Below are 13,476 nucleotides of genomic sequence, written 5' to 3'. Positions count from 1 at the left end.
TTTTCTCTGTGAAACTCTGTGCTCTCTGTGTCCTCTGTGGTTTGAGATTTTGGACTCTTAGTTTTAGGCTAAAGTTTATGTCAAATTTTTGTTTGCAGAGCCTTTAAGCAATCACTTTCAGTTCACGGCCTACCTTGATAAAGGCGGCTACTGTTTTCTGGATTTGCTCTAGTGTGTGTCCTGCCGACATTTGGGTGCGGATACGGGCTTTGCCTTTGGGCACAACAGGGAAGGAGAAGCCAACCACGTAAACGCCTTCTTTGAGTAGGGCTGCGGATACGTCACCGGCAAGGCGAGCATCGCCCAGCATCACAGGGACAATTGGGTGCTCGCCCGGTACTAAGCTAAAGCCTGCCTCAGACATCGCTTTGCGGAAATATTCGGCGTTGCGTTTTAAATTGCTACGCAGTGCTGCGCCTTCATCACTCGCTAAAATTTCTAATACTTTCAAGCTGGCAGCCGCAATGGCGGGGGCGAGGGTGTTAGAGAATAAATAAGGGCGTGAGCGTTGGCGTAATAAATCAATCATTGGCTTACGGCCAGAAACATAGCCGCCCGAAGCGCCGCCCAGGGCTTTGCCCAAGGTGCCGGTGTAAAGGTCGATCCGGTCTTGTACGCCGCATAATTCAGGCGTGCCCGCGCCGTTTTCGCCGATAAAGCCCACGGCGTGCGAATCATCCACCATCACAATCGCGTTATAACGCTCGGCCACATCGCATAGCTCTTTCAGGTTGGCGATAATGCCATCCATAGAGAATACGCCATCAGTCACTACTAGCTTAAAGCGCGCGCCTGCTGCATCTGCGGCAATCAACTGCGCTTCAAGGTCTTGCATGTCGTTGTTTTTATAGCGAAAGCGTTTGGCTTTACAGAGACGCACACCGTCGATAATCGAGGCGTGGTTAAGTTCGTCCGAAATCACCGCGTCTTCTTCACCCAGCAGCGTTTCAAATACGCCACCATTGGCGTCAAAACAGCTGGAATACAAGATAGTGTCGTCGGTCTTTAGAAAGCCAGAAATCGCCTGTTCTAAATCTTTATGCACCTGCTGGGTGCCGCAAATAAAGCGTACCGATGCGCAGCCATAGCCGTAATCGTCCATGCCTTGTTTGGCGGCGGCAATCAGGCGTGCGTCATCTGCCAAACCTAGATAATTATTGGCGCAAAAGTTCAGTACTTCCTGACCGCTTTGCAAGGTGATATCCGCTCGCTGCTTGCTGGCGATCACTCGTTCTGGTTTGGCAAAGCCATCGCTGTGAATTTGTTCCAGAGTGGCATTGATGTGTGATAGGTAGGCGTGATTCATAGTCATCCTGTGTGCGTGGAGCGATCGAATGGCTTGATTGTAGACTGTGGGCGGTTTGGCGATCAGTAGCAGTTCTTGCAAATAAACAGTAGCTAACTGTAGTTGATGTTTATGGAGTACATCATGGATAAATGCAGGGCTTTCAGGCGAGGTGGGCAAAAAAAATGCCGCTCAATGTTTTGAGCGGCAGGGTGTGGCAAATTGCATTTTAACTGCTGGCTTTTGCTAACTCTGGGCGCAGCATTTTTTCTTCACGCTTGGTTTTATTTGCCGGCGTGTCATGAAACATGGTGAGCGCTAGTAAAATCATAGCGGCCACGCATGAGCCGATCAGCAGCATAAAGCCACCATCCCAGCCAAAATGATCCACCGTATAGCCCACCACGGCACTGGCTGCAACCGAGCCGCCAAGGTAGCCAAACAGACCGGTAAAGCCTGCTGCAGTACCCGCTGCTTTTTTCGGAGCTAGCTCCAAGGCATGTAAACCAATCAACATCACCGGGCCGTAAATAAAGAAGCCAATGGCGATCAGCGATAGCATATCGACGGTTGGATTGCCTGCCGGGTTTAGCCAGTAAACTACAGTGGCAATGGTCACAAGGCCCATAAAGAACAAGCCTGTTGCGCCGCGATTACCTTTAAATACTTTATCCGACATCCAGCCGCAAAGCAGGGTGCCCGGAATACCTGCCCATTCAAACAGGAAGTAAGCCCACGATGATTTATCAACGGTGAAATGTTTAACTTCTTTTAAGTAAGTTGGTGCCCAATCCAGCACGCCATAGCGCAGCAGATAAACAAATACATTGGCAAAAGCAATGCACCAGAGCAATTTGTTAGGCAGGATGTATTTTTTAAAGATTTCTGTGGCGCTTAGCTCTACTTCATGCGCGGCGTTGTAATCTTTCGGGTAATCGTTTTTGTATTCCTCAACCGGCGGCAGACCGCAGGATTGAGGTGTATCACGCATCACCACAAAGGCCAGCGCGGCAATGGCAATCGCTGCCGCAGCAGGCACATAGAATGCCGAGCGCCAATCGTTAAACCAGCCCATGCCTAAAATAAATAGCGGGCCGATCATGCCGCCGCCGACGTTATGCGCGCAATTCCATACGGACACCACCGAGCCGCGCTCTTTCTGGCTCCACCAGTGCACCATGGTGCGACCGCATGGTGGCCAGCCCATCCCCTGTACCCAGCCGTTTAAAAACAGCAGTACAAACATAATGGTCACGCTGGATGTGGCCCAAGGCACAAAACCCATAAACAGGAAAATGGCTGCCGATAGGAGCAGTCCAAGGCTTAAAAAGACCCGTGGGTTGGAGCGATCAGAGACCGCACCCATTAAAAATTTGGATATCCCGTAAGCAATGGCTACGCCCGACATGGCAATGCCTAAGTCGCCGCGTGAGAATCCTTGCTCAACCAAATATGGCATGGCCAGCGAGAAATTTTTACGGACTAAATAATAGCCCGCATAACCGAGGAAAATTCCTAGGAAAATTTGCCAGCGAAGCCGCTTATAAGTGCTGTCGATTTTTTGCTCGTCCATACGTGCGATATGGGCGGCCGGTTGCAGGAATTTAAGCATCGGAAATCTTTATATGAAAACATCGTAAAAAGAGGATGTTTGATCAAGGGAAACACACCAGCCTTAGCGGCTGGCGCTCATTAGTTAAAACCGTGTGCGAGTGCTGCCAGTGCGGCACCTACAATAGAGCCGACAACGGGGATCCAGGCGTAGCCCCAGTCGCTATTACGTTTGCCAGAAATCGGCAGGATGGCGTGCATTAGGCGTGGGCCTAAATCGCGGGCAGGGTTCATGGCGTAACCTGTGGTACCGCCCAGAGAGACACCAATCCCTAGCACCAGAAGTGCTACCGGCAGGGCGTCAATCGCACCTAGCGACATCTTGGGTGAAACCATGCTTAAAATCGCAAACACCAAAACAAAGGTAGCGACGATTTCAGAAACCAGATTGCCTGCTACATGGCGAATCGCTGGGCCAGTACAAAATACGGCCAGTTTGGTGTCGCCACATTCAGTACTTTCAAAGTGCTTGTGATAAATCAGCCACATCACAAAAGCGCCTGCCATACCACCCAGCATTTGCGCCACGATGTAGCCCGCCACATCGCTCCAGGCAAATTTACCCGCTACGGCCAGTGCAATAGAAACAGCAGGGTTAAGGTGAGCGCCACTAATCGCGGCCACGCTAAATACCCCTACAAATACGGCCATTGCCCAGCCAAAGGCAATCACGATCAGTCCGCTATTCTGGCCCTTGGTTCTATTGAGTAATACATTGGCAACTACGCCATTGCCCAGTAAAACGAGCAAAGCGGTGCCAATAAACTCAGCAAATAGTGGCGTCATTTTGAAATCCAGTAAGAAGAGGGCGTATGCCCAAGAAGGGTGTTACTTGCATTTGGTTTTCTGCATGTTTGCTAAGGCGGCAAATCGCGGCACATCAAGCTCCGCGATTTGTTCACGCCTTGGTCATTTTGCATTAATCCGTTTTGTGATTGGCCCAGGTTTTGGTGGCTTCTACTGCGCGGTGCCAGCCTTTAAGCAGCTTGTCCGAGTCTTCTGCACTCATTTGGCTGCTAAAACGCTTATCTAGTTGCCACTGGCTTTGCACGTCTTCAATGCTCTTCCAATAACCCACGGCAAGGCCCGCTAAATAGGCTGCGCCAAGGGCCGTGGTTTCGGTGATTTTTGGGCGGATCACATCGGTGCCCAGAATATCGGCCTGAAATTGCATCAAGAGCGGGTTGACGCTTGCGCCGCCATCAACACGCAGCTCAGGAATGCTGATTCCTGCATCGGCTTCCATCGCTTTTAATACATCGGCGGTTTGGTAAGCGATGCTATCGAGTGCAGCACGAGCGATATGCGCCGATTTTGTACCTAGCGTTGCGCCAAATAGTGAGCCGCGTGCATCCTGATTCCAGTGTGGCGCGCCAAGGCCGGCAAAGGCGGGCACCAGATAGACGCCATCGCTGTCTTTAACCTGGCCTGCTAATTCATTGACTTCGGATGATTTACTAATCATGCCTAGGCCATCTCGCAGCCATTGCACCACTGCGCCGCCAATAAAAATACTGCCTTCCAGCGCGTATTCAACACGGTCGCCAATTTGCCAGGCAATGGTGGTCAGTAGATTATTTTTAGAGATGATTGGTGTAACGCCGGTATTCATCATCATAAAGCAGCCCGTGCCGTAGGTATTTTTTACCATGCCGGGGCGGGTACATTGCTGGCCAAACAGCGCCGCTTGCTGATCACCTGCAATGCCTGATAAAGGCACGCGGCTACCCAGCATCGATTCATGGGTGTGGCCGTAAATTTCACTGGATGAGCGTACTTCCGGCAAGATGCTGGCTGGAATATCCATCAGCTCCAGCATGTCTTTATCCCAAGTTAGCGTTTGGATATTAAATAGCATGGTGCGGGATGCATTGGATACATCGGTCACATGTACTTCGCCGTGGGTGTAGTTCCAGATTAGCCAGCTATCAATCGTGCCAAAAGCCAGCTTGCCCGCATTAGCCAGCTCGCGTGCGCCTTCTACATGATCCAAAATCCACTTGATTTTGCTGCCAGAAAAATACGCATCTACCGGCAGGCCGGTCTTGGCGCGAATCGACGCTTCAAGGCCCTGGGCTTTGATTTCATCGCAATATTGCGCGGTGCGGCGGTCTTGCCAGACGATGGCGTTATAGACCGGCTGGCCCGTTTCACGATTCCACACCACGGTGGTTTCGCGCTGATTAGTAATACCGATACCGGCGATTTGAGTGCTATCAATATTGGCGCGGGTAATGGCTTCGTGCGCTACGGTCGATTGCCCAACCCAGATTTCCAGCGCGTCGTGTTCTACCCAGCCCGGCTGAGGATAAATCTGTTTGAATTCTTTCTGCGCCATCGAGATGATGTCGCCTGCCTGATTAAACAAAATTGCGCGTGAGCTGGTTGTGCCTTGGTCAAGCGCCAAAATGTATTTGTTTTCCACTTATATCCCCTTTGCGTTAGGCGGCAAGCGATGTGTTTTATGAGTGTGTTTTTGTATGAATGCTGGCTTTATCAAAACCAGTCAGATCAGTAAGTGTTGTGTGATGTTCGTTTCTGATCGTTTCTGATTTTAATCGTTGTATGCTTGATTTATATCAGGGGATACCGCAACTTGTAATCAAAAAAAATCGACTACAAAAGTGAAATAATGAGGTTTTATGCGGCGTGCAGCGGGGTAAATGTTTCTTTAGATTTGTTGCATTTTTATGCGAAATGAGAAAAAACAGTTCGGCTCAAGGGAAGTTTTCTGTTTTTTTGTGCGGGCGGCTTAGTGTTTTTGATTGAAAAGAGGTGTTTCTCTCTGCATGAGGGGCATTGGTGATCAAAAATTCTTGTTTCAGTGAGGAGGAAAGTTGGCGATTGTTGGGGGGCGCTCGTTGATCTACAAAAAAGACCTTTTTAGCGCCTTTGGCACGTTGATTTAGGTGCGGGATCCCCGCGGGGACTCACTTTCTTGAACGGCCAAGAAAGTAAGCAAAGAAGGCCGCCCCGACCAGCACGAAGGCCCCTCATCTGCGGACAATCGAGCGGCGGCTGCGGAACTCGCTTCGCTCAAACAGGCATCAAAGAAACCCCGCCCGCTTGTTCCTCGCTTCGGCGTGCTTCAAGGGGACTTTTGAGCCCTATGCCGAAAGCGCGGTTATTATGTTTTTATGCAGTTTGCTAATGCAAAATCAAATTGCTTAACGCAAATGGGCTGAAGCCCGCGAGCACTGCTGAATAAATACGCGGTTCCACCCGCCCTACAAAACCCAGCATCAATCCCTTATTGAGGTGTTTCTGCAATATAGAGCTGGGTTTTTGATTCTTTGATGACCGCTTCCATCGCCGCATCAACCGGCTGATCAGTAAATAGCGCGGTGATTTGTGATAGATGGCCTTGGCGGGCGAGGGCGGGACGGCCGAATTTGGAGTGATCGGCCACCAAAAACACATGTCGTGATTGTTTGATGATTGCTTCGGCGGTGCGTACTTCTCTAAAGTCAAAATCACGCAGCGTGCCGTCGGTTTCGATGCTGGAAATGCCGATGATGCCGTAATCCACTTTAAATTGATTAATAAAGTCGATGGTGGCTTCGCCGGTAATGCCCCTATCCCGCCCGCGCACCATGCCGCCCGCAATAATTACTTCGCAATCGTGATAGGTGCACATCATCGCGGCCACATTCAGATTATTGGTAATGACATGCAGGCCATGGTGATGGCGCAGCGCCTTGGCGACTTCTTCGGTGGTGGTGCCCAGATTAATAAATAAAGACGCGTTATTAGGAATATGTGCTGCCACTAACTCAGCAATTCTTTGTTTTTCTTCGATCAGCAGCACTTGCCTTGCCGCATAGGCCACGTTTTCTACGCTGGATAAAGTGCTTACCCCACCATGCAGCTTTTGCACCAGTTTGTTTTCAACCAACTGATGAATATCGCGGCGAATCGTTTGCTGGGTGACATCAAAGTGCTCGGCCAGCTTGTCTACGCTGACATACGCCTCTCTTTGTACCCATTTTAAAAGTTCCTGCTGGCGTAGATTCAAAATCATGCTGCGTCTCTTTGGCTGGTTGTACGGAGCTTCTTCGTCCCGCTCGCGGGGAAAGCAAATCGATAAGAAACGGACATTTGTCTTATTCCAAGTTTAACAAGCTAGTGAAGACTATGCGATGGCTGAAGCTTACAAGATGCAAAAAAGCGTATAGGGGTTTTCCATAGCAAACATATTCGAAAATATAATGTTAGTATTTTGTTGTTTTGTATTTGTTTATGTACAAATTGAATCAATAATGAATTATCGCATCGCATCTGGGGCAAAAAAGCGTGGAAGAGAAAATTTACGATGTATTGGTCGTGGGCGGAGGCATTAACGGGGTCGGGATCGCGCGGGATGCGGCTGGCCGTGGTCTTTCTGTTTGCCTGTGTGAAAAAGATGATTTGGCGCAGCACACCTCGTCGGCCAGCTCCAAGCTAATTCACGGTGGTTTGCGCTATCTGGAATATTACGAATTTGGCTTGGTCCGCAAGGCTTTGCAAGAGCGCGAAGTGCTGCTGGATTTAGCCCCGCATATTATCTGGCCGCTACGCTTTGTGATGCCACACGATCCTACTGGTCGCCCGAAGTGGCTGATCCGTACCGGTTTGTTTCTTTATGATCATTTGGCGAGTCGCAAAGTTTTGCGGGGTACAGAAACGATTCGTTTTGATCGGCATGCCTCGGGCGCACCATTAAAAGCTGGTTATACCCATGGTTTTGCCTATTCGGATGGCTGGGTACAAGACGCCCGTTTGGTGGTACTTAATGCCATGGATGCCGTCGAGCGCGGGGCCGTGGTGCATACCCAAACGGCGTGTGTGGCGGCTAAGCGCGAAAAAGGCGTTTGGTACTGCACTTTGCAGGGGGCAAATGGTGTGCAGCAAGTGAAAGCACGCACGGTGGTGAATGCGGCCGGTGCATGGGTGGAATCAGTACTTAAAAATGTGGTTGGTCAAAAATCAGCCCATGCGCTGCGCTTGGTTAAAGGCAGCCATATTGTGGTGAAAAAGCTGTTTGATCATCCTGATGCGTATATTTTTCAAAATCCGGATAAGCGCATTATTTTTGCGATTCCCTATGAAAAAGACTTCACCCTGATCGGCACCACCGATGTGGAATATCACGCTGATCCGGCCAGAGTCAGTATCGATAAAGATGAAATCGCCTACCTTTGCCAGATGAGCAATCGCTACTTTGAGCAGCAAATTAGCCCAAGCGACGTGGTGGCTACTTTTTCAGGAGTTCGCCCCTTACTGGACGACGCTTCCGGCAATGCGGCCAGCGTGACCCGTGATTACTCACTGGAGTTTGATGCCAGTGAAGGCTTATTGTCAGTGTTTGGCGGAAAAATCACCACCTACCGCAAGCTGGCCGAACAGGCCGTTGATTTGCTTGCGCCGCATCTGGGTAATCATCACGCAATATGGAGTGCAACTAAGCCCTTGCCGGGGGGCGATTTGCACGGCAGTTTCGAGCAATTTATGCAAAAGCTGGCGAAAGATTATGCATGGATGCCGGGCGATTTATTGCAGCGATATGCGCGTACCTATGGATCAAGAACGGCTGTGCTGCTTAAAGGCGCAAGGTGTGTGGCTGATTTGGGCGAGGAAATCCTGCCGAACCTCTATGCCGCCGAAGTGCGCTATTTAATGCAATTTGAATGGGCAAAAAGCGCTGAAGATATCCTGTGGCGCAGAACCAAGCTCAGGTTACATCTGGCCGCTAATGCCGATGAAGTACTGGCTAAGTGGCTGGCAAAAGACGCCGTGCGTTCAGCAGATACAGCGCTTGTTTCATAAAAGGACACCATGATGCAAATAACAATAGATAGTCCGGATGCAACCATCAGCTGCCCGGTTAATTTAGCCGCGCCGCGCGCCAGAATGGTGGTGGCCAATTGGAAAATGTTTGGCAATCTGGCGCTGTGCCGCGAAAGCCTACCGCGCTTGTCTGCTGCCGCAATGGATGGCGTAGAGCTGGTGGTGTGCCCGCCCGCGCCTTATTTGGGTGAAGTGGGGCGCTTGGCCAGCCGCTCTGGTGTTCACTATGGCGCGCAGGATGTGGCTGAAGTGACCCACGGTGCGCGCACTGGTGAGTGGTCGGCCGATATGTTGGCTGAGCTAGGCTGCCGCTACGCCATTGTGGGGCATTCTGAACGGCGGGATCGCCACCGCGAATGCAATCAAACCGTGGCGGTAAAAGCGGCCATGTGTATTGCCGCTGGTGTGATCCCGATTGTGTGTGTGGGTGAAACCATGAGCGATCGGGAGTCGGGCCAGACTGAAGCCGTTTTGGCCGAACAGTTGACCGCCATTTTGCAGTTGATGAAAAAGAACGCCATGTTTGTACTTGCTTACGAGCCAGTATGGGCCATTGGCACAGGTCTTGCCGCTACACCAGAAATGGCGCAAGACGTACATGCATTCTTACGGCAACAATTAGCAATATTCTCCCCCGCATGGGCCGAATCGGTGACGATTCTATACGGCGGCAGCGTCAAAGCCAACAACGCCGCATCGTTGTTTGCCATGCCCGATATTGATGGCGGATTGGTGGGCGGAGCCTCATTAAACGTGGATGACTTGCTGACAATTTATCGGGCTGCTTCTATTTGATTATTGCGCTACGCTCAGCGTAAAAACCCGCCAAGCACGATGCTGGCGGGTTTTTTATTGTCTTGGCGTCAGTAAGCCAGTTGCTATTTTTGTTTTAAATGCTTTCTATATTTCTTCGATATGCTTACATATTTATATTTTCATACTGTCTTATAATTAAATATTCCATTGTGGTGTGAGGTACTCAAACTATATTAATTTCACTTATTTCGCTGGGCTTGCTGTCATCAAGCCATTGCTTTTGATGCCTATCTGTAATTTTGTTGGTGTTGGGTTTCGGTGTCTTAATCCACCTTCTGCTTTTACTGGGTGGCATTCCTTGTATGGCCTGTTTAATTGGAGCAAATGATGCAAAATACCTGGATCAAAACGAACAACGTCGCTCAATACCAAGAAGCCAACTGGGCAAATTGGATAGGGACCAAAGCCTGCGGCAGCGTGGAGGCCGCTCAGGCTTACGCCGCGCAAAACGCTGAAATCAGTTTCTTTTTTTATTGCCGTCAGAATATGGTGCTCACCAATGGCCGCAGCTTTAGCCCAGGGGACGCCGCGTTTTTCTCCGGCCAGCCCTGGTTTGGTAGCGCACCACAATGCGATTCTTATCAGAAAGTGGTGTTTAATACGCCTGCATTTATTAATGATTTCCCTGTTGGCTCGCCGCAAAATGATGCCATTTGCCTACAATGGAACACCAATATCAGTGGCTTTACGGCCCAAGCCATTATGGGCGACCCGTGGAATTTGCTTTACGCCAGCAATCAAACATCGTATTTCGATACTAATTTCACCACCATTCCCAGCACCGCCACCGCGGCTTTAATTCATTGGACGGCTTTTCCAAATCGCCTTAGCCAATATCTGGGTAAGGGCGCTTACCCTGCAAATCCTTATAACTATTCGTCGAAACAATTATTTGCGATTGCAGACCAATACGGCACCACCGAAGTGTCTATCCCTGCTTTCAAAAATATCCCTACCCAGCTTTGCCCGCAAGCCACATGGAGTAGCGAGCTGCATATGTACGGCCCGTATGGCCCGCGCGGCTGGCAGGATGAATATTGCGAGTGGAGCGTGGTGCGTGATCCGCAAAGCAATAAAATCACCCGCATTGATATGACCTGCGAAAATCCGGAATACTGGAACACGCTGTGGATGATCGATCCGCAAAAAGTGGCCGATGTGTATTCGTCCACCCTCAGCTTTGGTGCGCCTGCCTCGGCTCAGGTTGTGGTTCCCGTCAGTGATTTGTATTTGCTCGATCCGGTGACTAAAGCCGTAGTGATCGATCCATCTACGGGTCGTCCTGCTTATAACCCGCTGAATAAATGGAATAGCGGCCCTGTTGCCGTGCGGGGCAGCAGTAGTAATTATGGCGGGGCGATGCATCTGACCAGCACGCCAAATACCCTGCAAACAGAAATGGCTTTGGCAGGTGGTGCGACGATACAGCGTGTGTGTGGCAATAGCGTGCCGCAAACGCTGATTTGCTGCGCCCAATACGGACAGGCTTACCGCAATAGCGATCCTCATATCGGGCAATCGGTCAATCAGGCGATTGGTGGGCAGTTAACCGGCTTTCCCTGCAAAGCCGCTCTGGCTAATCCAACCGGCTTATATATTCAGGTGCCCGATTTAAGCGGCTTTACCCTGCCTGCAGATCCAAAACTGCCAGCAGGCGCTTCGGCTCAGGATTGCTGGCAAATTGTGCGTGGCGCGGCAGAATTAACCGATCCGGTGACGGGTATGCTGTTTGGTGCAACGAGCGCATCGCCACAAAATGGCGGCAATTTTGTGCTGCATGCGGTGTTTCAATTGCCGCAATCCTGGGTGGCTGCGGGCGTGTCATTTACGATTGGCGATATCACCGATGCAGCGGGCGAGCCGATTCAGTGGGGCGGCCAACTTACGCAGCAAATGTCGATTGGCCTGTGGGCGCGCCCGATACAGGTTGCGGCAGCGCCTGCCAATGAGGCTTGCGTTTTGCCACCCCCTGCAGGTGTGGCCCCGCCTGCCAGCCCTGTGCCGCCAGATTATGCTCAGCCCTTACAGCTGTTTCACTCGGCCATTTGGAATGCCTACTTTAATACCCAGGTTAGCAATCCGATGAATACGCCGATTTCGCTGGCGAGCAACTCCACCCTGATCGCACCGATTGCCCGGCTTGGGCAAAGCAATATTCCGATGGTGCTTACTTGCACCACGGCCCAGCTTGGCCCACAGGGGCAGTTGCCAGCGGTTGATTTTGGGCCGGATATCACGGTGGTGGTGAGCAACTTTAATGACAATGTGAATTACGCCGTGCCGGGGAATTCTTACCCGTCCCAATGCGCTTCACTCAATTTGCAGGTGAGCATTGGGGCAAATGCGGCACTCGGGCTGCGTGGTTTAACGTTGACTAACTATGGGGACCCGGTGCAAGCGCCTATGTCGGCCTTGTTAAATATTATTCCGGCTTAATCACTGTTTAATTAAAGAGGTTTGCCATGCGCTTATTGAATCGTTGGCGGCTATCCGCTTATGTTGGTGTTTCGGCGGGCTTGTTGCTTGGGACTGCCGCCAATGCAGCTTGCCCAACGTGGGCGGGGGTGCCGGTGTTGCAGCCTATTATTCCTTGCGACTCACAGGGTACCAATCAAAACGCTTTCAATAATCTGGCATGGCAGCAATTTATAACGCTTAACTGGGTGGCTGATCCTAATTTACCGGGACAGCCGGATACCAGTGTGCCTGCTGCTTCTTTTGGGGTGGCAGGCTCGCTCAACCCTGTGGTTTGGGAAAGCTATAAGGAATCATCGGAGGTGTTTCGCCCTAATGGTGCGCCACCTTTACCTTGGGCGAATAAGCAGGGTATTCCCTTGGCGATGCGCTCTTTAATGAAAAGTAAAGCCCTGAAGGCCACTTCGGCGCTGGGGGTGAAGGGCTTGTATCTGACATCTAAATTTGGCGCATCTCCCGTGCCAGCTTTAAAAGATATTGGCGAGGCGGGCACTAATGGCGCGTGGCTCACTGCGCAGCCCAAAATGAATAATTACGTCACTCTGTTTGAAAAGCGGCTTAATCAGGATGAGTACAACTATATCAATCAGAATCAGCTGTATATCGCCAGCAAGCAGCCCGCATTTGCCACCACACAGGGGCTGAATCTGCCTGATGGCTCGGCAACGTTCTCAACTTATGGCACGGTGGGCGCCATTGAAATCAAGGCGGCATGGATAGAGCTGGACGATCCCACCCTCTGGCCGATGTTTAAAACATCCAAAGCATGGGTGAGCTATCCGATTACAGGCGGCGGTAATACGACACCTAAGCAGGTCACCGTGGGCTTGGTGGCCTTGCATATTATTCGCAAAACGCCCAATGCCCAGCAGTTTATGTGGAGCACCTTTGAGCATGTTTATAATGCCCCGAGCAAAAATGAGCTCAGCGCACCACCGCTACCTTGGTATACCTATTACAACCTAAGCTGTGATCCGGCGACGGATTACTACAAATGTGTGCAAAATAAAATGCCGGTGGTGGGCATAGATCCTTATAGCGCGCCGGTGCAAGTGGTGCGTACTACGCCGATCAGCAATACCACCGCCAATAATATTGCCGCACTTAATAGTAATACCTGGGCGACGATTAAAGCGGCCAATCCCAGCTCGGTATTTCTGAATTATCAGCTGGTGAATGTGCTTTGGCCCAATAGCAATACCCCTATCTACCCCGGTGCCACTTCACCGCTTCCCGATGGCAATGCCCAGCCACCCGTAGCCCAGCAGCCCGTTGCCAATACAATATTGGAAACCTACCATCAAAATATTAATTGCCTGAGCTGCCATACCGGCGCAACGGTAGCAGGACAGCAGCAAACCTTGGCGAGTGATTATTCATTCTTGTTTAGTGAGGCCAGCAATCCGGCGACCCAATCCAAAAAAAGGAAAAGTAAACTGATGCGGGTGAAGTTGCCTTAAATT

The 13,476-nt window shown here is 50.7% G+C and carries 9 protein-coding genes; 4 read left to right on the top strand and 5 right to left on the bottom strand.

What is annotated here, in order from left to right; genetic code table 11:
- Positions 1-103 precede the first annotated feature (103 nt).
- The 5 genes from VN23_RS07435 to VN23_RS07415 all read right to left on the bottom strand — a co-directional run bounded on the left by VN23_RS07435 (position 104) and on the right by VN23_RS07415 (position 6,917).
- Positions 104-1,306: a glycine C-acetyltransferase gene (locus VN23_RS07435; protein ID WP_046352978.1), complete on the bottom strand. Its 1,203-nt coding sequence runs from the start codon at positions 1,304-1,306 to the stop codon at positions 104-106.
- Positions 1,307-1,514: 208 nt separating this feature from the next.
- A complete protein-coding gene (glpT, locus tag VN23_RS07430; protein ID WP_046352979.1) occupies positions 1,515-2,897 on the bottom strand; it encodes a glycerol-3-phosphate transporter in 1,383 nt (460 codons plus the stop codon).
- A gap of 80 nt (positions 2,898-2,977) precedes the next feature.
- Positions 2,978-3,682: an MIP/aquaporin family protein gene (locus tag VN23_RS07425; RefSeq protein WP_046352980.1), complete on the bottom strand. Its 705-nt coding sequence runs from the start codon at positions 3,680-3,682 to the stop codon at positions 2,978-2,980.
- Between the two features lie 133 nt (positions 3,683-3,815).
- Positions 3,816-5,321, bottom strand: a complete 1,506-nt coding sequence (glpK, locus tag VN23_RS07420; protein ID WP_046352981.1) for a glycerol kinase GlpK — start codon at positions 5,319-5,321, stop codon at positions 3,816-3,818.
- Between the two features lie 825 nt (positions 5,322-6,146).
- Positions 6,147-6,917 carry a DeoR/GlpR family DNA-binding transcription regulator gene (locus VN23_RS07415; protein ID WP_046352982.1) on the bottom strand — a complete coding sequence of 257 codons (771 nt, stop codon included), beginning with the start codon at positions 6,915-6,917 and terminating at the stop codon, positions 6,147-6,149.
- Positions 6,918-7,189: 272 nt separating this feature from the next.
- On the opposite strand from VN23_RS07415, the gene glpD reads away from it, so the two are divergent.
- From glpD to VN23_RS07395, 4 genes are all read left to right on the top strand, one after another.
- Entirely contained in the window at positions 7,190-8,701 is a 1,512-nt protein-coding gene (gene glpD / locus VN23_RS07410; RefSeq protein ID WP_231743367.1) for a glycerol-3-phosphate dehydrogenase, read from the top strand.
- An 84-nt stretch (positions 8,702-8,785) separates the two neighbouring features.
- Entirely contained in the window at positions 8,786-9,517 is a 732-nt protein-coding gene (gene tpiA / locus VN23_RS07405) for a triose-phosphate isomerase (RefSeq protein WP_046353114.1), read from the top strand.
- Between the two features lie 345 nt (positions 9,518-9,862).
- Entirely contained in the window at positions 9,863-11,974 is a 2,112-nt protein-coding gene (locus VN23_RS07400) for a hypothetical protein (protein ID WP_197433048.1), read from the top strand.
- Between the two features lie 26 nt (positions 11,975-12,000).
- Positions 12,001-13,473 (top strand): hypothetical protein, encoded by a 1,473-nt coding sequence (locus VN23_RS07395; protein WP_052746729.1) that lies wholly within the window; start codon positions 12,001-12,003, stop codon positions 13,471-13,473.
- Positions 13,474-13,476: the final 3 nt, after the last annotated feature.

Origin of the sequence: Janthinobacterium sp. B9-8, from assembly GCF_000969645.2 — a bacterium.
In the GTDB taxonomy this organism is placed as follows: Bacteria; Pseudomonadota; Gammaproteobacteria; order Burkholderiales; family Chitinibacteraceae; genus Iodobacter.
The sequence above is the reverse complement of the archived record's forward strand: the minus strand, read 5'-3'. Positions and strand labels throughout refer to the sequence as shown.